The sequence below is a fragment of the Curtobacterium sp. BRD11 genome, from assembly GCF_031844345.1.
Taxonomy (GTDB): Bacteria; Actinomycetota; Actinomycetes; order Actinomycetales; family Microbacteriaceae; genus Curtobacterium.
On record NZ_JAUZUZ010000005.1, the window covers coordinates 1 to 24,897 of the forward strand.

Annotated in this window: 22 protein-coding genes; 12 read left to right on the top strand and 10 right to left on the bottom strand. The window is 71.4% G+C overall.

Going from position 1 to position 24,897, the window contains the following annotated elements; all coding sequences use genetic code 11:
• Window positions 1-755 precede the first annotated feature (755 nt).
• The gene (locus Q9R28_RS11970; protein ID WP_311206195.1) at window positions 756-1,742 is read right to left on the bottom strand and encodes a helix-turn-helix domain-containing protein; all 987 of its coding nucleotides are present in this window, start codon (window positions 1,740-1,742) and stop codon (window positions 756-758) included.
• Window positions 1,743-1,863: 121 nt separating this feature from the next.
• Here Q9R28_RS11970 and Q9R28_RS11975 point away from each other — a divergent pair, with 121 nt between their 5' ends.
• Both Q9R28_RS11975 and Q9R28_RS11980 read left to right on the top strand, forming a co-directional pair.
• Complete coding sequence (locus Q9R28_RS11975) at window positions 1,864-2,310, top strand: MarR family transcriptional regulator (RefSeq protein WP_251160547.1); 447 nt, start codon at window positions 1,864-1,866, stop codon at window positions 2,308-2,310.
• A 161-nt stretch (window positions 2,311-2,471) separates the two neighbouring features.
• Entirely contained in the window at window positions 2,472-2,624 is a 153-nt protein-coding gene (locus tag Q9R28_RS11980; RefSeq protein ID WP_158407728.1) for a hypothetical protein, read from the top strand.
• Window positions 2,625-2,759: 135 nt separating this feature from the next.
• On the opposite strand, the gene Q9R28_RS11985 is transcribed toward Q9R28_RS11980, so the two are convergent.
• From Q9R28_RS11985 to Q9R28_RS12000, 4 genes are all read right to left on the bottom strand, one after another.
• Window positions 2,760-3,608, bottom strand: coding sequence for a carbohydrate ABC transporter permease (locus tag Q9R28_RS11985; protein WP_311206196.1), 849 nt, complete (start codon window positions 3,606-3,608; stop codon window positions 2,760-2,762).
• Window positions 3,608-4,534: a sugar ABC transporter permease gene (locus Q9R28_RS11990; protein ID WP_311206197.1), complete on the bottom strand. Its 927-nt coding sequence runs from the start codon at window positions 4,532-4,534 to the stop codon at window positions 3,608-3,610. The genes Q9R28_RS11985 and Q9R28_RS11990 overlap by 1 nt, the downstream gene beginning before the upstream one ends.
• Window positions 4,535-4,587: 53 nt before the next feature.
• Window positions 4,588-5,907, bottom strand: a complete 1,320-nt coding sequence (locus Q9R28_RS11995; protein WP_311206198.1) for an ABC transporter substrate-binding protein — start codon at window positions 5,905-5,907, stop codon at window positions 4,588-4,590.
• 160 nt (window positions 5,908-6,067) lie between these two features.
• Complete coding sequence (locus tag Q9R28_RS12000; RefSeq protein WP_245171591.1) at window positions 6,068-7,087, bottom strand: LacI family DNA-binding transcriptional regulator; 1,020 nt, start codon at window positions 7,085-7,087, stop codon at window positions 6,068-6,070.
• A 247-nt stretch (window positions 7,088-7,334) separates the two neighbouring features.
• Here Q9R28_RS12000 and Q9R28_RS12005 point away from each other — a divergent pair, with 247 nt between their 5' ends.
• The 8 genes from Q9R28_RS12005 to Q9R28_RS12040 all read left to right on the top strand — a co-directional run bounded on the left by Q9R28_RS12005 (window position 7,335) and on the right by Q9R28_RS12040 (window position 15,738).
• Window positions 7,335-8,573 carry a sugar ABC transporter substrate-binding protein gene (locus Q9R28_RS12005; RefSeq protein ID WP_066652409.1) on the top strand — a complete coding sequence of 413 codons (1,239 nt, stop codon included), beginning with the start codon at window positions 7,335-7,337 and terminating at the stop codon, window positions 8,571-8,573.
• Window positions 8,574-8,631: 58 nt separating this feature from the next.
• The gene (locus Q9R28_RS12010; protein WP_066652406.1) at window positions 8,632-9,582 is read left to right on the top strand and encodes a carbohydrate ABC transporter permease; all 951 of its coding nucleotides are present in this window, start codon (window positions 8,632-8,634) and stop codon (window positions 9,580-9,582) included.
• The gene (locus tag Q9R28_RS12015) at window positions 9,579-10,469 is read left to right on the top strand and encodes a carbohydrate ABC transporter permease (RefSeq protein ID WP_209683854.1); all 891 of its coding nucleotides are present in this window, start codon (window positions 9,579-9,581) and stop codon (window positions 10,467-10,469) included. The genes Q9R28_RS12010 and Q9R28_RS12015 overlap by 4 nt, the downstream gene beginning before the upstream one ends.
• Before the next feature lie 49 nt (window positions 10,470-10,518).
• A complete protein-coding gene (locus Q9R28_RS12020) occupies window positions 10,519-11,364 on the top strand; it encodes a ThuA domain-containing protein (RefSeq protein ID WP_311206199.1) in 846 nt (281 codons plus the stop codon).
• Window positions 11,361-12,482: a Gfo/Idh/MocA family protein gene (locus tag Q9R28_RS12025; protein WP_066652397.1), complete on the top strand. Its 1,122-nt coding sequence runs from the start codon at window positions 11,361-11,363 to the stop codon at window positions 12,480-12,482. Before Q9R28_RS12020 ends, Q9R28_RS12025 begins: the two co-directional genes overlap by 4 nt.
• 260 nt (window positions 12,483-12,742) lie before the next feature.
• The gene (locus tag Q9R28_RS12030) at window positions 12,743-14,107 is read left to right on the top strand and encodes an ATP-binding protein (RefSeq protein WP_311206200.1); all 1,365 of its coding nucleotides are present in this window, start codon (window positions 12,743-12,745) and stop codon (window positions 14,105-14,107) included.
• On the top strand, window positions 14,104-14,724 hold the full coding sequence (locus Q9R28_RS12035; protein ID WP_251155306.1) for a response regulator transcription factor: 621 nt from the start codon (window positions 14,104-14,106) through the stop codon (window positions 14,722-14,724). Before Q9R28_RS12030 ends, Q9R28_RS12035 begins: the two co-directional genes overlap by 4 nt.
• Before the next feature lie 135 nt (window positions 14,725-14,859).
• Window positions 14,860-15,738, top strand: coding sequence for a hypothetical protein (locus Q9R28_RS12040; RefSeq protein WP_251160551.1), 879 nt, complete (start codon window positions 14,860-14,862; stop codon window positions 15,736-15,738).
• Between the two features lie 199 nt (window positions 15,739-15,937).
• On the opposite strand, the gene opgC is transcribed toward Q9R28_RS12040, so the two are convergent.
• The 4 genes from opgC to Q9R28_RS12060 all read right to left on the bottom strand — a co-directional run bounded on the left by opgC (window position 15,938) and on the right by Q9R28_RS12060 (window position 21,744).
• Window positions 15,938-18,445: an OpgC domain-containing protein gene (opgC, locus tag Q9R28_RS12045; RefSeq protein ID WP_311206201.1), complete on the bottom strand. Its 2,508-nt coding sequence runs from the start codon at window positions 18,443-18,445 to the stop codon at window positions 15,938-15,940.
• Window positions 18,442-18,855, bottom strand: a complete 414-nt coding sequence (locus Q9R28_RS12050) for an ATP-binding protein (protein WP_311206202.1) — start codon at window positions 18,853-18,855, stop codon at window positions 18,442-18,444. The genes opgC and Q9R28_RS12050 overlap by 4 nt, the downstream gene beginning before the upstream one ends.
• Window positions 18,852-20,879 (bottom strand): glycosyltransferase, encoded by a 2,028-nt coding sequence (locus Q9R28_RS12055; RefSeq protein ID WP_311206203.1) that lies wholly within the window; start codon window positions 20,877-20,879, stop codon window positions 18,852-18,854. Before Q9R28_RS12055 ends, Q9R28_RS12050 begins: the two co-directional genes overlap by 4 nt.
• A 115-nt stretch (window positions 20,880-20,994) precedes the next feature.
• On the bottom strand, window positions 20,995-21,744 hold the full coding sequence (locus Q9R28_RS12060; protein ID WP_209683867.1) for a TetR/AcrR family transcriptional regulator: 750 nt from the start codon (window positions 21,742-21,744) through the stop codon (window positions 20,995-20,997).
• A 121-nt stretch (window positions 21,745-21,865) separates the two neighbouring features.
• On the opposite strand from Q9R28_RS12060, the gene Q9R28_RS12065 reads away from it, so the two are divergent.
• Window positions 21,866-22,273 carry an FAD-dependent monooxygenase gene (locus tag Q9R28_RS12065; RefSeq protein ID WP_311206204.1) on the top strand — a complete coding sequence of 136 codons (408 nt, stop codon included), beginning with the start codon at window positions 21,866-21,868 and terminating at the stop codon, window positions 22,271-22,273.
• Window positions 22,274-22,413: 140 nt separating this feature from the next.
• Window positions 22,414-22,794: a hypothetical protein gene (locus Q9R28_RS12070; protein ID WP_311206205.1), complete on the top strand. Its 381-nt coding sequence runs from the start codon at window positions 22,414-22,416 to the stop codon at window positions 22,792-22,794.
• A gap of 191 nt (window positions 22,795-22,985) precedes the next feature.
• Here Q9R28_RS12070 and Q9R28_RS12075 read toward each other — a convergent pair whose 3' ends face one another.
• Window positions 22,986-24,806 carry a DEAD/DEAH box helicase gene (locus Q9R28_RS12075; RefSeq protein ID WP_066652376.1) on the bottom strand — a complete coding sequence of 607 codons (1,821 nt, stop codon included), beginning with the start codon at window positions 24,804-24,806 and terminating at the stop codon, window positions 22,986-22,988.
• Window positions 24,807-24,897: the final 91 nt, after the last annotated feature.

Consider the following 24,897-nt stretch of genomic DNA (forward strand, 5'->3'; position numbering starts at 1 on the left):
CCGTCAGTACGGCGAGCGGGCCACATCCGTCACGCTCGGCGCTGCTGGCAACCGATCGCACCCGCCCGATGCACGCTCGCGGCGTGTCGTACCCACTCAGCCGTCGCGACGGGTCGACGGCCGGGTCGACGGCCGGGAGGCGCGCGACGACCCGGCACCGCGCCTCCCGGCGGTGCGGCGAGCGGGCAACATCCGTCACGCTCGGCGTTGCTGACAACCGATCGCACCCGCCCGACGCACGCCCGCGGCGGGTCGTACCCGCTCAGCCGTCGCGACGGGCCGACGGACAGGTCGACGGACGGGAGGCGCGCGACGACTTGGCACCGCGCCTCCCGTCCGGCGGCGCTCGCCTGCTGCGCGGTGGCGCGAGTCGTCCGCGAGAGCGACAGTGCGCCGCGGTCGGGAGACGGAATCACGTCGTTGCCGCGGCGCGGGCCGCGCCGCTCGCGCCCGCGGCGCCCACGATGCCTGCGGCACAACCGACGGCACGTCGCGCCACGGCCTTCCGTGGCGCGACGTGCTCCTGGTCATGCGTGAGCACGTCGCACCCGCCGACAGCGGCGCAGGCCGCGGCGCGGACCGCGGCGCGGACCGCGCCGCTCGCGCCCGCGGCGCCAGCGGCGCCAGCGGCACAACCGAAGACACGTCGCGCCACGGCGTTCCGTGGCGCGACGTGCTCCTGGTCATGCGTGAGCACGTCGCGCCCGCCGCTGCGCGCTGCGCCGACCGGTGCGGCGCCACCCGCGGCGCAGCGCTCAGCGCCGCAGCGTCTGCTTCGGGTACTCGCCGAAGCGCTCGGCGTAGGACGCCGAGAACCGCCCGAGGTGCGCGAAGCCCCACCGGCGCGCGATGTCCCCGACGGCACCGGCCTGCGGTCCTGCCTCGAGGAGCTCCTCGTGCACGCGGTCGAGCCGCACGTGGCGCAGGTAGGTCAGCGGGGAGACGTCGAAGACCCGCCGGAAGGACTCCTGGACGGACCGCACGCTCAACCCCGCGACCTCGGACAGGTCGACGATCGACACCGGTTCGGCGGCGTGCGCGTGGATGTACTCCACGGCGGCCCGGAGCCGGGCGTTCCGCGGCTGCTCCAGCACGTCGGGCAGGTCGTCGCTCTGCGGCGGGAACATGTCGAGGAAGACCTCGGCAGCGGTGACCTTCGCGTCCTGCCACGCGTCCGAGTCCGGTCCGCCGACGCGCAGCGCCCGGGACAACGCCGTCAGGGCGCCCTGCCAGCGGTGCTCGATCGACTCGTCGGCACCGCGTCGCGCGTCGAACCGCATCGGCCGGTCCGCGACGTCCGCCCGCGCCGCGGCGACACGTCGGACGAACTCGCGGTCGAAGTGCACCAGCCGCTGGTCGTAGTCCGCGGTGACGAAGCCGAACTCCTCGTCGGCGGGGAACATCACCGGGGTGTCGTGCAGCATGGGCCAGCGCTCACCGCGCATCTCGAGCTCACCCGTGCCGGTGCTGATCCACGTGACGACGTAGTCGACCGAGCCGACGGGCATCCAGCCCCGGATCTCGCCGTGCATCTGGGAGCGCCGGATGGTGACCTCGCTGTCCCCGATCGCGGTGTAGCGGTAGTCGAACCGCCCGTGGGACGGCACGGCGCTCCACCGCTCCCCCGCGTAGATGCCGCCGAGGGCGCGGACGGCGGCGTCCGGGCGCGTCCCGGACACCTCGAACCGCACCGGTGCGATGGTCTCCTCGGCGCCGAACGCCTCGATCAACGGGTCAGCCACGGCAGGTCCGTCGGCGTGGCTCTGTCCAGATGGCGCATGCTTCCTCGTTATCCGGATACGGTTCTGGGGTGGGTGCCGCGTAGTGTCGCGCACGACCGATGCGCACGGAGGGGGCGACCACGTGAGTGAGATCGACCTGACGGCGGCGATCACCCGGCTCGAGGCCGCGATGGGTGCCCTCCGCGGCCGACTGCGCGAACGCCTCTCCGTCTCCGGTTCGGACCTCACGGTCCTGCAGTTCGTCGCCCGCGCCGCTGCGGCGGACCGGACGGTCCGGGTGAAGGACCTCGTGTCGCACCTCGGCCTGACGGGCCCGGCGGTCACCGGGACGGTCGACCGGCTCGAACGCGCCGGGCACCTGTGCCGCGTGCCGAACCCGGAGGACGGCCGCAGCCGGTTCATCGAGCTCACGCCGGAGACGCAGCGCGCCTACGCCGCGGCGATGGACAGTACGAACGAGCACCTGCACGAGCTCCTGTCCTCCTTCTCCGAGCGCGAGATCACGCGGTACGTCCGCGTGATCGATCGTGTGATCGAGGCGCTCGAGTACGGCGCTCCGACCCCCTGACGGCAGGCTACGGGCGGCCGAGGACCCTGCTCGAACGTTTGTCCAACAAGCGCAGTTAGGTAACTTCCCGACCTATCTTGCCGGACGCGGAGCCGCTCTGCCCGTACCGTCACCACTGGGTACCCCCACACGGGGGTGGATCAGGGAAACGGGGAGGAACCATGGGTTCGTACCAGTCCGAGCCGGGCATCGACCCGGTGCGCATCGAGACGTTCCGCCGGATGCGCAAGCGGTGGAAGTACGGCGAGCTGCAGGACGCGAACGGCCTGTACGCCGACTTCTTCACCGACACCGCGCGCGACGCACGTCGCTGACGGCACGGCACCGTCCGGGCCGCGACGAGCGCGTACCGGCCGGGTGACGGACGGGAGGCCCGTGGCGGGATCGCCACGGGCCTCCCGTCCGTCACGGGGCCGGCGACCGGTCCGCGGTCACCGAGGCTGCGGACGTCACCCCTTGACCGCTCCGCTGGTGAGCCCGGAGACGATCGAGCGGCGGAACACCAGCACGAGGATGACGATCGGGATCGTCGCGGCGACGCTCGCCGCGAAGATCTGCGCGAACGGCACGGTGAACTGGGTCCCGAACAGGGCGATGCCGACCGGGATGGTCCGGAACGAGTTCTCGCTGTTGAACGTGAGCGCCATGAGGAACTCGCTCCACGACGCCGTGAAGGTGAACACCCCGACGGTGAAGAGCCCGGGCTTCGCCATGGGCAGGATCACCGACAGCACGGTGCGCCAGGCGCCGGCGCCGTCGATCTCGGAGGCCTCCTCGATGGTCGAGGGGATCCCCTGCAGGTAGTTGCGCATGATCCAGATGGCGAAGGGCAGGTTGAACGCGACGTACGGCACGACCAGGCCCGGGTACGAGTTGAGCAGCCCGAGGTTCCGCTCGAGCAGGTACAGCGGCGTCAGGACCGCGATCGCCGGGAAGACCGACAGCATGAGCAGCGAGGTCATGATCGCCGTGCGGCCCTTGATCCACCGCCCGGCGAGGGCGTAGCCGGCGAGGAACGACAGCGCGAGCACGATGATCGTCGTCGCCACCGACACCACGATGCTGTTCACCATGTACTGCCCGAGGGCGTTGTCGCGGAAGGCCACGACGAAGTTGTCGAACGTCAGCGACTGCGGCACGACGGTCGGCGGCGACTGGGCGATCTCCGACGACGGCTTGAGCGAGGTCGAGACCAGCCAGTAGAGCGGCAGCGCGGTGAGCACGGCGATGACGACACCGCTGACGTTGACGGTGTTGACCCACTTCCGCCAGCCCTTGCGGACACGTTGACGGGGCATCAGGCATCCCCTCCCTTCGCCTGGTTCCGGAACGCCCGCAGGAAGAGCAGGCACCCGACGGCCACGATGACCGCGGTGCTGGTCGCGATCGCTGCGCCCGGTCCGATGTTGATGTCCTGGAAGAGCACCTTGTAGCCCATGATCGCGAGCGACTGGGTCGTGGTGCCCGGTCCGCCGTTCGTCAGCACGAACGGCAGGTCGAAGACGCCGAACGCCTGCAGCACGCGGAACAGGACCGCGATCGTCAGGGTCGGCGCCAGCTGCGGGACGACGACGCGCCAGAACGTCTGCCACCCGTTCGCCCCGTCGAGCTCGGCGGCCTCGTAGAGGTCCTCCGAGATCTGGACGAGGCCCGCGAGCAGGATGATCGCCACGAACGGCGTGGTCTTCCAGATGTCCGCGACCATCAGACCCGTGATCGCGGGGACCGGTTCACCGAGGATCACCGGGGCGTCGCCGAACAGCCCGAAGAACCACGTCGCGACGCCGTAGGTCGAGTCGTAGATGTACTTCCACAGCTGTGCGTTCACGATCGTCACGAGCGACCACGGCACGAGGAGCAGCGCGAGCATCCAGCCGCGGGTGACCCCCAGCCGTTCGAGCACCAGGGCGACGAGCATGCCGAGGACGAGCTCCACGGACACCGTGACGACCGTGTACAGCACCGTGAAGCCGAGCGCCCGGTACCAGTCGGCGCTCTGCAGCAGGGCCGCGTAGTTGCCGAGGCCGAAGCCCTGGGTCGTGAAGCCGTCGTAGCCGATCTCGACGTCCGCGAAGCTCAGGACGATCGAGTACACCACCGGGAAGATCGTGACCGCGGCGACGACCAGGAGCGCCGGGGCGGCGAAGCCCCACGCGCCCCGGGCACGGACGCGCTCCATCCGCGACCGAGCGCTCGTCGGGCGGTACCCGTCGGGCCTCCTCACCGGAGTCCGTCCCCCGGCCGCACCGGCCGGCGTCCGCGTCGCGGTGCCGGCGCTCACAGCGCGTCCCCGGTCAGGGCGAGCGAGATCGCGGAGGCCATCGCGCGGGTGCCGCCGTCGACGGAGGCCTGCCCGCCGAGGATGCTGTTGCCGTTCTGGTACACGCCCTGCGAGACCTTCGGGTAGTACGCCGTCGAGGTCGGACGGGGAACGAGCGTGATGCCCGCCGCGGTGTCGTACGTCGGGCGGTTCTGCCGCTTCGCGTCGTCGCTGACGAGGCTCGCGCTGCGGGCCGGCAGGACACCGCCCTCGCGGGTGAGGAACTGCTGCGCCGTCTCGCTCGACATCCAGGCCGCGAATGCGAGCGCCGCCGCGGGCTGCTGGGTGTGCGGGTTGATGTAGTTCCCCCACCCACCGATCGTCGAGTGGTGCTCGTCCGTGCCGTCGAACGTCGGGCGAGCGGCGAGACCGACCTTGCCCGCGACCGCGGAGTCCGGCCCGTTGGCGATGCCCCACGCGTACGACCAGTTGCGCAGGAACGCGGCGCGACCGCCTGCGAAGGCGTCGTTCGTGTCCTGCTCCTGGTACGTCAGGGTCGCGCGCGGTGCGGCGCCGTCGGTGATGAGCGACCGCATGAAGTCGAAGGCGCGCTTCGTCTCCGAGCTCGTGGTCGCGGGCTTCGTCAGGTCGTCGTTGAGCAGCGAGCCGCCCGCATCGGCGACGAACTCGGTGACGTTGCAGGTGAGGCCCTCGTACACGTCGCCCTGGAACGCCAGCCCGTAGTCGACGTCGCCCGTGTCGACGAGCTTCGCGGCGGTCTCCTTGACCTCCTCCCACGAGCGCGGGACCTGGAACCCGTGCTTGTCGAGCAGGTCCTGCCGGTACAGGAAGAACGACTCGTCGATGTAGAGCGGGAACATGTAGTAGGTCCCGTCGACGCTGGCGGCCAGCCGGAGTCCCTCGGGGAACTGCTCGAAGAAGTCCTCGCCGACGAGCTGGTTCACCGGGGTCGCGAGCTTGTTCTTCGCGAACTGCCCGGGCCACGCGACGTCGCCCAGGTACACGTCCGGTGTCGGGCTCCCCGCGGCGATCTGCGTCGTCAGGCTGGTGCGGTTCGTGTCGGTGTCGCTCGGGGCGCTGACGATCCGCACGCGGATGTTCGGGTGCTCCTTCTGGAACTCCGCGATCAACCGGCGACGGAGGTCACCGCCGTCCTTCGAGGCCACCTGCCCCGCCCACCAGCTGATCGTGACGTCACCCTCGGGCGGGTCGGTGGGCCACTGCTCGACGGTGGTGCGCTCCGGCCGGGTGGAGCAGCCGGCGAGCAGCAGCACCCCCGTGCCCCCGAGCAGGAAGAGCCTGCGGTCGATTGCCATCCGTCCTCCTCGACGAAGGGTGCGCGAGCACCCGGCGATCACGTGGCACCACAGAACCAAGCGCGCCTGAGCGACCGCACAGGGAGCCTGAGTAGGCGACGGACGGGAGGCGCGGTGCGGGCCCGCCACGTGCCTCTCGTCCGAGGCGTGGCCGCGCGGGTCAGCGGGTGGGTGCGGGGGCCGTCGACTCGGCGGGGCGGAGCACGCAGGGCAGCAGGAAGTGCGGGAGCTCGACGGACGTGCCGTCGAGGCGGTCGATCAGCGCGTCGGCCGCGCGCACGCCGAGCTCGCGACCGGGCGCGATCATCGTCGACAGGCGGGGGTGGTGCTGGTCCCCCGCTGCGGCCGACGACGCGATGCTGAGCACCGAGACGTCATCAGGCACCCGTCGACCCGCGGCGTAGAGACCGACCAGCAGACCGGCGGACGAGTCGTCCTTCATCACGAGCACCGCGGTGACGTCCGGGTCCGCCTCGAGCAGGCGTCGGGCGGCGTCGCGACCGCCCTCGCTCCCGGGGCCGGCGTACACGATCGTTCCCGCACCACCGCGCTCGGCGACCGAGCGGCGGAAGGTGTCCTCGACCCGCAGGTGCGGTGCGTACCCGGCCATCGGTGTGCCCTCGAGGCTCTCGAGCACGAGCCCGAAGCGCCGGTGGCCGAGACCCTGCAGGTGGTCGAGTCCGTCCTCGATGGTGGTCTCGAAGTCGATGTCCACGTACGGCAGCTCGTCCGCGTCGCGCGTCCGGCCGATCAGGGTGAAGGGCACCCCGAGCTCGGACAGCTTGACCACGCGCGGGTCGTCCATCCGCACCTCCATGAGGACGACGCCGTCGACGAGACCGCCGGAGACGAGGTCGTCGAGGTCGTCGCCGGCCGGGTCGACGGGCCAGAGCACCAGGTGGTACCCGCGCTCGGAGGCCCGCTCCGCGGCGTTCATGAAGAACTCGGACGTGGTCGGGCTGAAGCGGTTGCCCGTGGTCGGGAAGAGCAGGGCGATGATCCGCGTCCGCCGGCTGGCGAGCGCACGCGCCACGACGTTGCCGCGGAACTTCAGCTCGCGCATCGCCGCGGTGACCTTCGCCGTCGTCGCCGGCGTGACGTACTTCGTGCCGTTCACCACGAACGACACCGTCGCGATGGAGACGCCGGCGCGGTCGGCGACCTGCTGCATCGTGGCCATCGGCCCCTCCTGATCGATCGGCACCGTCGGGTTCCGTGCACGTCCGGCGGCAGGCCGGCGACGGTGCCGTCCTGCTCCGCGTGCACTGCGGTGGTCACGAGCATAGACCCGCACCGGAACCAGAAAAGCGCTTTACAGGTGAAGCGCTTTTCTGTTAGCTTCTCGCCCCAGGACCACCGCGACGACGACGTCAGTGGAGTCGACGCACCGTGTCCTTCCCCGCATCCGCGAAGAGAAGAGCAGTGCAATGAAGCCTGGTTTCCGCTCCACGTCCCGCCGGGGCCGCGCCCTCGTCGGCGCCGCCGCGATCGTCGCGACGGTCCCCCTCGTCCTGGCCGGGTGCTCCGGCTCCGGCAACGCATCGTCGTCCGGCGGCGGCGGCAAGACCCTCACGATCGAGGACTACTACGACGCCAACTACGACCCCGTGTACCAGCAGTGCGCGAAGGACGTCGGCGTCGAGGTGAAGATCAACCACGTCGCCGGCGCCGGCCTCATCTCGAAGGTCCTGCAGCAGGCGTCGTCGCGCACCCTGCCCGACGTGCTCATGCTCGACAACCCCGACGTGCAGCAGATCGCCTCGTCCGGGGCGCTGTCCGACCTCGCCGACTACGGCCTCGACGCGGACGACGACGTCCCCGGCGTGAAGGGCGCGAACACGTTCGAGGGCAAGCTCTACGGGCTGCAGCCGAACACGAACTCCATCGCGCTGTACTACAACAAGAAGCTGCTCGACGAGGCAGGCGTCCAGCCGCCCAAGACGTGGGACGAGCTCAAGGAAGCCGCGAAGAAGCTCACGAACGGGTCGACGTACGGCTTCGCGATGAGCAACATCAACACCTACGAGGGCACCTGGCAGTTCCTGCCGTTCTTCTGGTCGAACGGCGGCGACGAGAAGGACATCGCGACGCCCGAGGCCGCCCAGGCGCTGCAGCTCGTGCAGGACCTGCAGGACGACGGCTCGATGTCGAAGAGCTCGATCAACTGGGCGCAGGCCGACGTCAACAACCAGTTCATCGCCGGCAAGGCCGCGATGATGATCAACGGTCCGTGGCAGCTGCCGGCGCTCAAGAAGGCGAAGGACCTGGAGTTCGACAGCGTCCCGATCCCGACGCGCACCGGGTCCGAGACCGTCGCCCCGCTCGGCGGCGAGGCCTTCACCGTCCCGCAGACCGGGAACAAGGACACGATGCAGCTCGCCGGCAAGTTCGTCGGGTGCCTGAACAGCGACAAGATGCAGGCCGTCCTGGCCGGGGTCAGCGGCAACGTGCCCACCAACATCGAGGTCGGCAAGAAGTGGGCGGAGGACCACGCCGACGTGGCCTCGTTCGTCACCACCGTGCAGACCGCCCGGGCCCGGACGGCCGAGCTCGGACCGGACTGGCCCAAGGCCGCCACGAGGATCTACACCGCCGTGCAGCTCGCACTGACCGGCAAGGCCGACCCCGAGCAAGCGCTCGAGCAGGCGCAGTCGCAGAACCAGTAGCGGAGCCGGGGAGCCGGTCGCGAGACCGGCTCCCCGTTCCCTGACGGAAGGACCTGACATGAGCGCCTCCACGCAGATCCGGCCCCGGGCGACGACGCCCGCGGCCCCCGCCCGCCCCGGACAGCGCCGCGCGCGCATCCGGTCGTCCATCACCCGCTGGCTGTTCGTCGTGCCGGCCGCGGTGTTCGTGGCCCTGTTCTTCGGCTACCCCGTGGTCAAGAACATCCTGATGTCGTTCCAGGACTACACGACGAAGACCTTCTTCACCGGCGAGGCCCCCTGGGTCGGCCTCGGCAACTACATCGCGGTCTTCTCGAGCAGCGTCTTCACGACCAGCGTCGTCAACACCGCCCTGTTCACCGCGGGCTCGATCGTCCTGCAGTTCGTCCTCGGCCTCGGCCTCGCGCTGTTCTTCCGGCGGCACTTCCCGCTGTCGGGCTTCCTGCGCGGCCTGCTGCTCCTGCCGTGGCTGCTCCCCCTCATCGCCTCGAGCGCGGTGTGGAAGTGGCTGCTCGACCAGGACAGCGGTGCGCTGAACCAGCTGCTCGGCGTCGTCGGCATCGGCCCCGTGCCGTGGCTGGTCAGCCCGAGCCTGGCCCTCATCGCCGTCATCGGCGTGAACGTCTGGCTCGGCATCCCCTTCAACACGACGATCCTGTACAGCGGGCTGCAGTCCGTCCCGCCGGAGCTCTACGAAGCGGGCGCCCTCGACGGTGCCACCGGCGTCAAGGCGTTCTGGTACATCACCTGGCCGAGCATCCGGAGCGTCGTGAGCGTGGTCATCGTGCTCGGGGTCGTCTACACGCTGAAGGTCGTCGACATCATCCTCGGCCTGACCGGCGGCGGTCCCGCGAACTCGACGCAGACGCTCGCCACGAACGCCTACCACCAGTCGTTCATCAACTTCCAGTTCGGCATCGGAGCCGCGGTGAGCAACGTGCTCATCGTCGTCTCGTTCGTCTTCGCGATGGTCTACATCGCGATCTCCCGGAAGGCGGTCGACGAATGAGCGTCGGACTCGCGAACCAGACCGTCACCGTCACCCGCGCGATCACGACGAAGCGGAGCGCACGAGCGCCCCGCCCGCGCCGCACCGCGAAGGGGTTGCCGTTCACCATCCTCGGGATCGTGTTCCTCGCGATCATGGTCTTCCCCGTGTACTGGATGGTGAACACGAGCCTCCAGGCGACCTCGGGAGCCGCCACCGCGACCTGGTTCCCGTGGAACCCGACGTTCGCCGGGTACCGGGCGGCCTTCGCCCAGCAGGGGCAGAACTTCGTGTCGAGCATGATCATCGGCCTCGGCACCGTCGTGCTCACGCTGGCGATCGCGACCCCGGCGGCGTACGGCCTCGCCCGGTTCCGGATGCGCGGCACGAAGGTGTTCCTGCTCGTGCTGCTCATCACCCAGATGATCCCCGGCATCGTTATCGCCAACGCGCTGTACACGCTCTTCAACAACGTCGGGCTGCTCAACAGCTACGTCGGGCTGATCCTGGCCGACAGCGCCGTGCAGGTGCCCTTCGCGATCCTGCTCATGAGGGCGTTCATGGAGTCGATCCCGCCGAGCCTGGTCGAGGCCGCGCTCGTCGACGGCGCGAACGACCTGCGTGCCTTCGTGTCGATCGTGCTGCCGATCAGCCGCAACGCCATCGTCACCGCGGCACTCTTCACGTTCCTCGGCGCGTGGGGCGACTTCCTCATCGCGCTCACGCTCACCTCGACCGACGCGGTCCGACCGATCACGCTCGGCATCTACAACTACATCGGCTCGAACGTCACCGACTGGGGACCCGTCATGGCGACGTCGGTCCTCGCGTCCCTGCCGGCGGCCGTGCTCCTCATCGTCGCCCAGCGCTACATCTCCGCCGGTGCACTCGGCGGGGCGGTCAAGTGACGACCGCCTCCGACGTACTCGACGCCACCCCTCCAGGAAGGCCCACACCATGACCACCACCCCGCTGCGCATCACCGTCTGGGGCGAGAACGTCCACGAGCAGGTCGAGCAGCACGTCGCCGAGCGCTACCCCGACGGCATGCACGGCGCGGTCGCCGACGGCATCCGCGAGAACCTGCCGGACGCCGTCGTCCGCACCGCCACCATGCAGGAGCCCGAGCACGGGCTGACCGATGCCGTGCTCGCCGAGACCGACGTCCTGACCTGGTGGGGGCACGCCGCCCACGCCGACGTCGACGACGCCGTGGTCGACCGCGTCCACAAGCACGTGCTGTCCGGCATGGGACTCGTGGTCCTGCACTCCGGCCACTGGTCGAAGATCTTCGGCAAGCTCATGGGCACCACCTGCACCCTGCGCTGGCGGAGCGAGCACGACCAGGAGCTCGTCTGGACCGTGAACCCGCAGCACCCGATCACCCGCGGTGTCCCGAACCCGATCGTCATCCCCGAGCAGGAGATGTACGGCGAGTACTTCGACGTGCCCACGCCCGACGAGCTGGTCTTCATCTCCGGGTTCACCGGCGGCGAGGTCTTCCGGAGCGGCATGACCTACCGCCGCGGCCTGGGGAGGATCTTCTACTTCTCCCCCGGGGACCAGGACTTCCCCGTGTACCACCACCCGGACGTCCGACGGGTGATCGCGAACGCGGCCGAGTGGGCGCGACCGGAGCGCGAGCGCGAGCTGCCGACCCTGCGCCGCTACGACCTCGGCGAGTACTTCGACGGGCAGCACTACCGCGGCCCGTTCGACGACGCACCCGAGGACGAGCTCGCCGAGCCGACCAAGCCGACCGAGCCGACCGAGCCCGCTGAGCCCGCCGAGGCCCGCGCATGACCGAGCACGCCCCGCTGCGGGTCGTGCAGGTCGGCGCCGGCGGCATGGGCCGCGCGTGGCTCGGGACGGTCGCCGCCGACCCGGACGTCGAGCTCGTCGGAGTCGTCGACCTCGACCTCGACGCCGCCCGCGCCGGGGCCGAGCTCGCCGGGTCCCCGACGATCCCGGTCGGTCGTGACCTGCCCGCGCTCCTGGCGGAGACCGGTGCCGAGGCCGTCCTCGACATCACGGTGCCCGTCGCCCACCACCCGGTGACGATGGACGCCCTGCACGCGGGAGTCCCCGTCCTCGGCGAGAAGCCCGCGGCGCAGACCGTCGCCGAGGCGCTCTCCCTCGCCGCCGCCGCCGAGGCCACCGGGCAGCTGTTCATGGTGTCGCAGTCGCGCCGCTACAACGACCAGCTCGTGGCCTTCCGGCAGCACGTCCGCGCGCTCGGCGGCGTCGGCAGCCTGAACACCCGGTTCGCGAAGGCCCCGCACTTCGGCGGCTTCCGCGAGGAGATGGACGACGTCCTGCTCCTCGACATGGCGATCCACGCCTTCGACTCCGCCCGCTACGTGCTCGAGCGCGACCCGGTGTCGGTGTACTGCGAGTCGTGGAACCCGTCGTGGTCCTGGTACCGCGGTGACGCGGACGCCGCCGCGGTGTTCACCTTCGAGGACGACGTCCGGTACGTCTACGACGGCTCGTGGTGCGCGCCCGGTGACGAGACGTCGTGGAACGGTGACTGGCGCGCGTCGGGAGCGTCGGGGTCGGCGTCGTGGGACGGCGACCACGACCCGTCGAGCGTGATCGACGACGCACCCGGCACGCCGGCGGGTGCGCCGGGGGTCGGTACGGAGATCGCCGGGGCGCTCGCGTCCTTCGTGCGGGCCGTCCGGACCGGGGTCACCCCCGACGGCGAGGTGCACGGCAACGTCATGAGCCTGGTGATGGTGGACGCGGCGATCGCCTCCGCCCGCTCGGGTCAGCGCGTCGTGGTCGACGACGTGCTCGAGCAGGCGCACGCGACGGCGCTCGAGGTCGAGCGGGACGACGCCGTCCGGGAGCGGCTCGCCGCGTGGGGGTCGGTGCGGCAGGCGCTCGCCTCCGCGCCGGACCGCACGCCCGCGGGCTGACGCAGGCACGCACGGACGGGAGGCGCGGTGCCGGCCGGCACCGCGCCTCCCGTCCGTCGCTGTTCGCGCCACCCTGCCGGACGGATCCGCGCGTCGCGGGCGGATCCGCGCGTACCAGGTCGTTCCTCCTGACCAGGTACGCGCGGTTCCGCTTCCCACTCCAGGCGTGATGGGGAGGAACGGGCACACGACACACGGTCGGCTCGTCCGGCATCCGCGACCAGGACGCGAGTGCAGCTCAGGGCGATTACGGTTGCTCCGTGCGTGGACACCGGGCGTCGACCAGCGGGCAGCCGACCCCGGTCGTGCTCGTCACCGCCGACCCGCGTCGTCGTGCGGCACGGACCCCCTGGCGGCGGGTCCTCGTCGGGGTCGTCGTCGCCGCGCTGCTCGGCGGCGCCGTCGTCGCGACCGCGGGCACCCTCGTGTCGCAGCGCGTCGCCGAGTCCTTCGCCGTGCGGGACGCCACCGCCGACACGGCTGCGCTCGCCCGGGTGGTGGTGGAGCCCGCCCTCGTGGACGACGTCACCAGCGGCGACCCGGACGCCCGAGCCGTCGCCCGCGCACGACTCGACGACGCCCTGGCCGGCGAGTCCCGCGCCGGCTCGACGGTGCGTCTGAAGCTCTGGGGTGCGGACGGCACCGTGCTCTGGTCCGACGAACCCCGGCTGGTCGGCGAGCGCTTCCCGCTCTCCGACGAGGACCTCGCGGCGCTCCGGACCGACCGGTCCGACGCCGAGGTGTCCGACCTGGACGAGCCCGAGAACCGGTACGAACGCGGGCACGGACCGCTGCTCGAGGCGTACCAGGCGGTGCACACGCCCTCGGGCGACGCCCTGCTGTTCGAGGCGTACCGGCCGTACGACCAGGTCATCGCCCGCGCCGCCGACCTGCGGGCCGCGTTCGCCGCGCTGGCGTTCGGCACCGTCGGGGTCGTGCTCGTGCTGCTCGTGCCGCTGCTGCTCTGGCTGCTCGTGCGGATCCGCACGGGCCAGCGGCTCCGCGAGCGGTTGCTCGGGCGCGCGCTCGACGCCGAGGCGGCCGAGCGCCGACGCCTCGCGGGCGAACTGCACGACGGTCCCGTGCAGGACGTCGCCGGGCTCGCACTCTCCCTCGGTGCGGTGCCCGAGACCCGTGCCGCCGCCGAGACGCTCCGGCAGGCGGTGTCCGCCCTCCGGACCTCGATGGCGACGATCCGCCCGGCCGCTCCCGGTCGCGACGGCCTGGGTGCCGCGCTCGACGACGCGTGCGCCCGTGCCCGGGCCGCGGGGGTGCTGACGGACGTCGACGTGCCGGAGCCGCTCGAGGCCTCCACGGCCGCGCGGACCGCGATCGTGCGCTTCGTGCGTGAGGCGGTCTGGAACGCCGTGAAGCACGCCGACGCGACCCGCATCCGGGTGTCGGTGCGGGCCGACCGCGGGGACCTGGTGGTGCGCGTGTCCGACGACGGGGTGGGGTTCGACCCGCGGCTCCTCGACGGGCCGGCTCCCGCCGGGCACCTCGGCACGACGCTCCTGCGCGAGGTCGCCGAGGACACCGGCGGCGCGCTGCTGCTGCGGACCGCACCTGGGGCGGGGACCGCCTGGGAGCTGACGCTGCCCGCCAGGACGGAGTCGCTGCGGTGAGGGTCCTGCTCGTCGACGACCACGCCCTGGTCCGACAGGGCCTCCGCGCCGTGCTCGCGACCACGACCGACTGCGACGTGGTCGGCGAGGCAGGCACGGGTGAGGAGGCCACCGAGCGTGCCGCGTCCCTGCACCCGGACGTCGTCGTGATGGACCTCTCCATGCCGGGCGCGGGCGGGGTCGAGGCGACGCGGGTGATCCGCACCTCGATGCCGGCGGTCCGGGTGCTCGTCCTCACCACCTTCTCCGACGACGACCGCGTGCGCGCTGCCCTGGCCGCCGGGGCGACCGGGTACCTGCTCAAGGACGCGGCTCCGGAGGAGGTCGTCGCCGCGGTCCGCTCGACGGCGCGCGACGAGGCACCCGTCGACCCACGCGTCGCCCGTGCCCTGCTGCCGGGTGCGCCGGCTCCGGGGCGGGACCGCGGACCGGCCCTGCCGCCCCGCGAGCGCGACGTGCTCGACCGCATCGCACGCGGCCTGTCGAACCGCCAGATCGCGACCGAGCTCGGGATCGCCGAACGGACCGTGAAGGTGCACGTCGGATCGCTGTTCCGCCGCATCGGCGTCGCCGACCGGACGAGTGCGGCGCTCTGGGCCCGCGACCACGGCTGGTGACGACGCGGCCGTGCACACGCCGGCGGAGCGGGTACTAGTACCAAGGTCCGATGGTGCCGCCTCCGCGTCCCGGCGACGATCGTCACGAGGGACGCGACCACCGCCGGCGCGTCGGACCAGCCCAGGAGGCACCCCATGACCACCCAGCGCACGCGACGCCGCACCACCGGCATCGCCACCGCGATCGCGCTCGGCGCCGTCGCCGCGGCGGCCCTCGTCGGGGTGTCCCCCGCGAACGCGTCCGGCAAGACGTCGACCGGCGGGGACTACGCCGTCACCGTCAACGGCGCCACGACGAACCCCGCGGTCGGCAAGGACTTCAAGCTCAAGGACGTCGCCGTCACCGGCACCATCGCGGTCCGCGGCAAGCACAACGGCTTCGACATCCGCATCGCCGACCTCGGCGTGTACGACTACACGCTGACCGGGGCACCGGACACCCAGCGGATGGTGACGAAGCCGACCGTGGTGTTCGCCTCGAAGGTCCCGTCGCTCACCGCCGCGCAGCTCGCCGGCACGAAGCTCTCCTCGCTCGAGGTCCGCGACGACACGCTCGTGGCGATCTTCGGCACCGGCGCGGGCAAGTTCAAGATCCAGGCGAAGGACGGCGCCCAGGGCGGGATCTTCCAGATGGAGACCGAGTTCGCCCAGCCCGTGACGTTCACGCACACGCTCGGGGCCGGGCTCTTCTACTTCACCAACCCCTACACGGGGAAGATCAACTTCGGCGACGGCGTCGCGGCGGTGTCCTCGGGCAGCGACGCGCACCAGATGCTGCTCGGCAAGGACAGCCCGCAGGTCGCGACGAAGACCTCGCAGACCGCGACCACCACGACCTGGACGGTCCAGCCCGGCGGACGCATGGGTGGTGTGCTCGGCGAGGACGCGGTCGAGCTGTCGCAGGGCGCGACGAACTGCACGAGCGACTGCCAGGCGCAGAACCAGGTCCGCGGCTCCCTGCCGGTCCCCCCGGACCCGGTGGACCCGCAGCCGCTGCGCGTCGCCACGCGCTGACGGGACCACGCGACGGACTGGAGGCGCGGTGCCAGCTGGCACCGCGCCTCCCGTCCGTCGTTCCGTCCCGCCCGCCCGGCCCGGCCCAGCCCGGCCCGAGACTCGGGCTCAGCGACGGTCCTCGTGCCGCCGACCGCGAGGACCGTCGGTCAGGACGAGACTCGGAGCCCGCTGCGACGGACCACGCCGCCCACGCGGGTCAGCGCGGGATGACCGAGAACATGAAGCGCTTCCGGATCATGTACCAGACCAGCAGGATCAGGGCCGTGTGGGCCGCGAAGCCGATCCAGCCGTTGAACCAGTCCACGCCCGGGATCGACGCGATGGCCAGCGCGAAGAAGACCTGCCAGACGAACACGTAGAGACTCGCCTGCCCGATCGGGATCCACAGCCACCCGATGACGGCGCTGATGGGCTTCCAGAACACGGTGAGGATCGCGTACGAGACGATCGAGAAGAAGGCGATGTCGACCAGACGCCCCCACTGCAGGTCCACCCGCTGGTACGCCGTGTTGTACAGGTCGTTGTACATCGACGCGGGGAACGGTGCCGGGGTGAACCCGAACTGGTCGCCCGCCCACACGTAGACGAGGAACGCGGCGTACCCGGTGATCCCGATGCCGATCAGGACCTTGCCGAGTCGGCCGGTCAGCGCCCCGATCACCTGGCGCCGGTAGTAGCCGAGCACCAGGCCGTGCGTGAAGACCACCTGCCAGGTGAGCAGCGGGAACACCGACTCGAACTGCGAGTTCAGCGGGCGGAACTCGGGGTTCAGCGCCTGGAACGCGTACAGCCCCCAGCTGACGAGGAGCAGCGCCCACCAGAAGCCGCGCCGGATCACCCACAGGAAGACGGGGATGAACAGGCTCAGCACCACGAACAGGCCCATGATGTTGAACGGCCACGGCCCCATCTCGAGCAGCAGGAACTGCCGGATCGCGAACCAGGGCGGCGGGTAGGCCAGCAGCTGCATCGCGTTCGGGTACAGGTCGTACACCCGGCCCTCGGCGCCGACGCCCCCGGTGCCGGTCCCCCGGTCGGTGAAGGTGGTGATCGCATCGGTGTTCAGGAACGGCACGAAGCTCAGCGCGAAGACGACCACGATCACCGCCAGGGTGACGACGTACTGCTTCCGCGCCCGCTTCCACGCCCCGACGGCCGCCACCCACTCGCCGAACTTCTTGATCGCGAACGGGTACGTCATGCCGAGCACCATGCCGGACAGGAACACGAACATCTCGGCGCCGGTGATCGCACCGGTGGCGTGCAGCGTGATGTACGAGTAGGGCCCGCCGATCTCGATGTGCGTGATCACCACCGCGAGGATGATGAACCCGCGGAAGAGGTCGAGGCGCAGGTCTCGCCCGGGCTTGCCGTCGTCGGGGTACCGCCAGCTCGGCAGCAGCCGTCCGACGAGCCCGCTCAGCAGGAACGCCGCTGCGAGGCCGAAGGCGCACCAGACGATCCACGCCATCTGGTCGCCGCCGGTCTCGTACTGCTGGCTGATCGCCGCGGCACCCTCCTGCGTCGTCACGCGCTCCGTCACCGGTCCGAGGACGAAGTCCCCGGCCTGTTCGAGGTCCGTCCGGAATGACCCGGCGATCCCCGGGTCGGCCGTGTCCCGCCAGTCGGCGACGCGGTTGCCGGCCTCGGGCTCGCGCCGGTTCGTCTCGAGGAACGTCACGCCCCGGACCTCGGGGTGGTCCTGCACGGCGGCGATCACCTGCCGCCACCACGCCTGCTTGACCGGGAGCTCGGCCGCACCGCGCAACGAGTGGTCGTACAGCGCGCCGGTGTCGAGCAGCATCGGCCGGTCCTCGCCCTGTGCGAAGCGCTCGGTGAACGTGCCCTCGGACTGCGTCTGCTCGTAGCCCCAGGTCTCGTCGAAGCGTGCCGCGACCTCGCCGTCCTGCGGGACCTCGTTGCGGGTCAGCGGGACGTCGCGACCGGCGGCCTCGGTCGCCTTGCCCTTGCCGAAGAAGAACATCGACAGCCCGACCCAGTCGACGCTCTCGGCGCCGGGCCAGTACGGGCCGTAGGGGTCGTCGGCGGCGGTGAGTCGGCCGTCGCCGTCGGTGTCCAGCTCGGCGACGTCGCTGCCCGACAGGGTCTGCAGCCGCCCGGCGGACTCGCCGAACGGGTAGCCCGCGCCGTACGACGGCGACCACACCATGGCAGCGTCGGAGTCACCCGCGTGCACGGCCGCGGCCAGCGTCCGGAACGCCGGGACGAACGCGGTCGGCTGCTGTCCCCAGCGAACCCACGTGCCGTTCATCTGGGGAGCGAAGCGCACGAGCAACTGGGTGTCGTACTGCCGGTGGACCTCCTCGAACAGCCGGTTCGCCGCGGCGGCGTCGGCCTTCGTGAGGGACCGCAGCGACCGAGACGGCTCCAGGCTCACCGCGAGCACCGCGCCCTGGGTCGCCGCCGCGCGGGTCGCCCGCAGGAACTCGTCCCGTGCGCTGCGGTCGAAGGGGTACTCGATCTCGACCCCGTAGACCGACGGCGTCGCGCCGAGCCGACCCTCGTACCCGTCGGGGGCGTCGCTCCCCCAGTCGAGGTCCGGGCCGAACCACACGCGCCCGTCGGAGGGCGTCTCGCCGGCACGACCCGGAGCCGACACGGCCGACGCGGGGAGCGCCCCGCCGAGCAGCAGCGTCCCGACGACGACGAGGAACGCGACGGCCTTCGCCAGCGCGCCCCTCACCGGTTGCACGCCAGGGTCCAGATGTTGTGGCCGCCGGTGTGCTCGTGCTCGAGGCGGTCGAGCGCGGCGATCGCCAGCGCGAGGCCGCGACCGCTCTCCTCGTCGGGGTCGGCCATGGTCACGGCGGACAGGTCGACGTCGGTGGGGCGCCCGTTGTCGGTGAGCACCGCGACGAGCTCACGGTCCGTGGCGCAGAGCTCCACCGTGTACCCGCGGCCGGCCTCGGCATCGGTGCGTCGCGTGTGCTCGACGATGTTGGCGGCGATCTCGGCGAGGGCGGTCTCGAGCGAGAAGCGGAGACGGGCGTCGTCGATCGCCATGGTGTCCCACCAGGCGCCGAAGCGGTCCTGCACGACGTCGAGCGACTCGGCGACGGCCGGGACGTCGAAGGTCAGGTCGTGGTCGGTCACAGTGGGCCTCCTGCCGTCGAGGACACGTGTTCGGACTGCGGCGTCCCCGCCTCCGGTCCGCGGTAGAGCACGGCGCGGACGACGATGCTGAAGATGAACAGGTCGAAGACCACCCACGCGGTGTTCACGAGCGGCGCGATGCCGTCCGCCTGGCCCGTGGCGTACCGGATCGCGATCATCACGAGGGCGGCGACGAGCGCACCCATCGCGTACAGCTGGGGCTTCACGAGGTCCCACCGCGGTCGCTGGTCGGACTCGTCCTTGACCTTCGGCGTGACCCGGAACCCCAATGGCTTGCCACGGAACACGTTCTCGAACGCGCTCGTCACCGACTCGATCCAGACGGGGAACAGCGCGAGCGAGTACTGCTGCCCGCGCCACGTGGGTCTGCCGGCGGCCACCACCCAGAACAGCAGCTGGTTGAGCACGAGGAACGGGATGAGCCGCACGAAGAAGTCGACGCTGTAGGCCTGCACGGGCACGACACCGAACGACAGGCAGAGCACCGGGGCCGCGATGTACACGATCGCCGCGAAGCCCGAAAGGTAGCTCCACATGGTCGAGAAGTACATGAGGCGCTGCCCCCACGACAGGCCCTTCTGCACGAGGGGGTTCTCGCGGAAGAAGACCTGCATGGTGCCCTGCGCCCAGCGGAGTCGCTGCACGAGCATGGTGGGCAGGTCCTCCGGCGCGAGGCCCTTCGCCAGGATCTCGTCGTGGTACGCGGACCTCCATCCCAGGCCGTGCAGGCGCATCGCGGTCGCCATGTCCTCGGTCACGGAGATCGTGGCGAGCGGCATGATCGGCTGGGCCTCGTCGTCGCGGTTCACGTCGAGCGCCCGGGCGAGCACCGCGATGGACTCGATCGCGGCCACCGGCGAGGCGTCCCGTCGTCCGAGCACGTCGAGGGCAGCGTCGTCGAGGCCGGCGAAGGTGTCCGCCTCGGTCGACATCGCGGCGAGCTCCTGCAGGTCACGGCGGACCGACTCGAGGTCGGCGGCGGCGAACCGGTACGCGATCGCGTCGATGCCGCGCTGGAAGTCGTAGGTGACGTCGCCGAGCGGTTCGCCGCGGTCGATCTGGTCACGGGCACGGTCGACGACCTGCTCCGCACCGTCGAGCGCGTCGAGCACCCGCGGGTCGGTCTCGGTCTCGCGGGCTCGTGCGAGCAGCTTCCGCGACGTCTTGATGGTCCGCTCGACGGACTCCTCGACCTCGCGCACGTAGCGGGTCACGCCGAGCTGCATGAGTGCCTCGCGCCGCAGGATCGCGTTCGACCCGCAGAAGAACGCCGCGTTCCAGCCGTCCTTCGACTGCTGGATGGGCCCGTAGAACAGCGGCGCCTGGCTGCCGAGCAGGTCGGCCTCGGGCACGTTCTCGAACCACTGCGGCGTCTGGACCAGCGCCATGCGCTCGTCCTTGAAGTAGCCGAGCGTCCGGTCGAGGATCGACGGCTCCGGGACCTGGTCGGCGTCGAGGATGAGCAGGAACTCGCCCTGCGTCGCGAGCAGCGCGTTGTTGAGGTTGCCGGCCTTCGCGTGCCGTGGCCGGTCGACCCAGTCGGCGCCGCGCGTGATCACGCCGATGCCGAGGGACTCGGCGGCGGCGCGCATCTCCGGGCGGTTGCCGTCGTCGAGGATCCACGTGGCGTGCGGGTGCGTGATCGCCTTCGCCGCACGGGCGGTGCGGACGACCAGCTCGACCGGCTCGTTGTACGTCGTGATGAAGACGTCGACGGTGACGTCCCCGGCGGGCTTCGTCGGCGGTTCCCCGCGTTCGCGGAGTCGCCAGGCGCCGAACGCGAACAGCAGCGAGTCGATCACGCTGTAGGTCTCCGCGAGGATCAGCGGCACCGCGATCCACCACGAGTGCCAGTTCACCGAGCCGATCCAGCGCCAGACGATGTAGTTGACGCCGGCGATCGACGCGAGGAGCGCGACGGTGCGCACGGTCGCGAGCCGCTTGGTCGGGGTACCGGTGGTGAGTCGGCGACGGTCCTGACGGCTGACGTCGAGCGCGGTCATCGGCGTCCTTCCTGCTGCAGCCGGCGAGCGCTGGGTGAGTGCGCCGTACCGCCCTGTCTACCGCAGGCAGGGCACCGCTGTCAGCCCGCCGCCCCGTCCGCGGGGTGAGATCGGCTCATCCGGGCGCTGCGAGCCCCAGATCGTGCGCGAGGCGGACGATCACCTCGTCGAAGTACGCCGCCGGGTCGGTCACCGAGCCGACCGCGTGCCCGAACAGCTCGAACGACAGGACGCCGAACACCGTCGTCCAGGCGATCAGGGTCCGCAGGACGACCTCGGGCGAGGGGTCGTCGTGGAAGCCGCGCTCTCGTGTGTAGGCGACCGCGTCGGCGACGGCGCCCGGCGCTGCGGGCCGCGAGCCGATCGCGGGACCGGCACCGAGCCTCCAGTCCGGAGCCAGCTCGGACCCGGCGACTCCCGACCACGCGTCGGTGACGACGCGGACGAGCACGTGCGTCGTCCGCGAGGCGGGCTCGACCGTGTCCTGCGGTGCGACGTACCCGGGCACGGGTGAGCCGTACAGGAGCGCGAAGTCCCCGGGGTGCCCGATCGCCCACTGCCGGACGGCACGACACGCGGCGACCCAGCGGCCGACGTGGTCGGACCGGTCGACCGGCGCCTCTGCCGCCTCGACCGCGGCGCCGAGTTCGTCGTAGTCGAGCACGAGCAGCGCGGTGAGCAGGTCGTCGCGGCTCGGGAAGTACCGGTACACGGCGGAGGACACCAGGCCGACGTCACGAGCGACGGCGCGCAGGCTCAACTGCGCCGGTCCCTCCTCGGTGAGCCGGGCGCGCGCGGCCGCGAGGATGCTCGCGTGCACGGCCTCCCGTGCCAGGGACCGGGCGGTCCTCGCCTTCTCCACCATGCCGTCAAGCGTGCCACGGGAGAGCACTGCACACAAACGAGAGCACTGCTCTTGCAATCGAGCCCGTCCGGCTGCATGATGGCTTCCGAGAGCACTGCTCTCCCGAATCTCAGGAGGAACCATGCCCCGTCACCACGTCGTCGTCGGCGCCGGCCCCGTCGGTCGCCACACTGCGGCACTGCTGTCCGAGCGTGGCGACGAGGTCGTCGTCGTCACCCGCTCCGGACGCGACACCGGTCAGCCCGGGGTCCGCCACGTCGGGCTCGACGCCGCCGACGCGGACGCCCTGACGGCCGTCGCGGACAGCGCGGCAGCACTCCACAACTGCGCGAACCCCGGCGACTACACGCAGTGGGAGCGGGTGTGGCCGCCGCTGGCGTCCTCCCTCCTCACCGCCGCCGAGCGGACGGGTGCCGTGTACGCGATCACCGGGAACCTGTACCCGTACGGCCCGGTCGACGGACCGATGCGCGCGGACCTGCCCGACGCCGCGACCGACCACAAGGGCGTCCTGCGGGCCCGGATGTGAGCAGACGCGCTGGCGGCGCACGAGGCCGGACGCATCCGCACGGTCGAGGTCCGCGGCTCGGACTACGTCGGCCCGGGCACCGGCGTCAACGGGCACGTCACGCGGGTGCTCCCGACCGCGATGCGGGGGAGCCCGTCACCGTGATCGGGCGCGCGGACCAGCCGCACTCGTACACCGACGTCGGCGACGTCGCGCGGCTCCTCGTCGCCGCGGCGGACGACGAGCGGTCGCACGGTCGGACCTGGATCGTCCCGACCAACGCACCGCGGACCCAGGAGCAGGTCCTCACCGAGATGCTCCGGACGGCCGGTCGGCCCGCCGTCCGCGTGCGGTCACTGCCGATCGGCCTGCTCCGCGGGATCGGCGCGGTGTCCCCGTTCATGCGGGAGGTCGCGCAGCTCGGCTACCAGTGGTCGGCCCCCTACGTGGTCGACGACACCGCGACCCGTGCGCACTTCGGGTTCGGCCCGACGCCCTGGGACGAGGTCTGCCGCCGCACGGTGGACGGGCTGACCGTCTGAGCCGACCGGACGGGAGGCACGACCCGCGACGGGCGGGCGGCTCGCGTCCGTCCCGGAGTCGGCCCGGCAACGGGCAGGGCCGATGGGGTCCCGCGACGCGACTGCGCGACCCCGGAGAACGGGGTCGCGCATCGGATCAGTGGCCGGTCAGTGGCCGGTCAGTGGCCGGTCAGTGACCGACCGATGGCTGGTCAGTGCCGGGGCTTGCGTGCCGGACGGTCGTCGTCGCGGCGGTCGTCACGGCGGGGACGGTCGTCCCGACGGGGCGCACGCGGTCCGCGGTCGTCGCGGTCGTACCGACGGGCACCGCCGCGGCGGTCCGGCGCGATCTCGATGAGCTTCCCGCTGATCCGGGTGTCGGCGAGCCGGTCGAGCACGCCCGGGTCCATGCTCTCGGGCAGCTCGACGATCGAGAAGTCGGGTCGGATCTGGATCGCGCCGAAGTCGTCGCGCCGCAGGCCGCCCTCGTTCGCCAGGGCGCCGACGATCTGGCGCGGCTCGACGCGGTGGCGACGCCCGACCTCGATCCGGTAGGCGGTCATCGGCTGCGAGCGGCGCGGCCCACGGTCCTCGCGGCCACCACGGTCGTCGTCACGGTCGCGGCGCTCACCACGGCGGCCGTCGCGGTCCACCTGGTTGCGGAGCTGGTCGTCGGCCGGGTCGAGCAGCAGCGGCGAGTCACCCTGCGCCACGACCGCGAGCGCGGCCGAGACGTCCTCGGCGGGCACGTCGTGGTTGCGGACGTAGTGCGCGATGACGTCACGGAACTTCTCGATGCGGTCCTGCTGCTCGAGCGCCGCGGTGATCGCGTCGTCGAACCGGCTGAGGCGCGTCTCGTTGACGTCCTCGACCGTGGGCAGCTGCATCTGCGTGAGCGGCTGCTTCGTGTGGCGCTCGATGGCCGACAGCAGCCGGCGCTCGCGCGGGGTGACGAAGCTGATCGAGTCGCCCTTGCGGCCCGCGCGACCGGTGCGGCCGATGCGGTGCACGTAGGACTCGATGTCGACGGGGATGTCGAAGTTCACGACGTGGGTGATGCGGTCGACGTCGAGGCCACGGGCGGCGACGTCCGTGGCGACCAGGATGTCGAGCTTGCCGGACTTCAGCTGGTTGACCGTGCGCTCGCGCTGCGCCTGGGCGACGTCACCGCTGATCGCCGCCGCGGCGTACCCGCGGGCGCGGAGCTTCTCGGCCAGGGTCTCGGTCTCGCTCTTCGTGCGGACGAAGATGATCATGCCCTCGAAGTCCTCGACCTCGAGGATGCGGGTGAGCGCGTCGACCTTCTGCGGGTACGACACCATCAGGTAGCGCTGCGTGATGTTCGCGGCGGTCTTCGTCTTGGTCTTGACGGTGATCTCGGACGGGTCGTTCAGGTACTGCTGCGAGATGCGACGGATCTGCGCGGGCATCGTCGCCGAGAACAGCGCGACCTGCTTGTCGTCCGGCGTCTCGGCCAGGATCGTCTCGACGTCCTCGGCGAAGCCCATCTTGAGCATCTCGTCGGCCTCGTCGAGCACGAGGTACTTCAGCTGGGACAGGTCGAGCGTGCCCTTGGCGATGTGGTCCATGATGCGACCGGGCGTGCCGACGACGACGTCGACGCCACGGCGCAGCGCGGACAGCTGCACGCCGTACGCCTGGCCGCCGTAGACGGGCAGGACGTGCACGTGCTTCATGTGCGACGCGAACTGCTCGAACGCCTCGCACACCTGTAGCGCGAGCTCACGGGTCGGCGACAGCACGAGGGCCTGGGGCACCTTGCTGCCCGACTCCATGCGGGACAGGATCGGCAGCGCGAACGCCGCGGTCTTGCCGGTGCCGGTCTGCGCGAGGCCGACGACGTCGCGCCCCTCGAGCAGCGTCGGGATCGTCGCTTCCTGGATGGCGGAGGGGGTCTCGTAGCCGATGTCCTTGACGGCCTTGAGCACCGGATCGCTCAGGCCGAGGTCGGCGAAGGTCACCACGGGCCCCTCGTCGGCGGTCTCGGTGGCGGTGGCGGTGTCCGTGCTCATGGGGAAACGGTACCTCGGACGGCGGACGCCCGCTGACGCGACCGGGCGAGCGGTGGCCGGACGGGAGGCGCGTGGCGGCGCCGCGACGCGC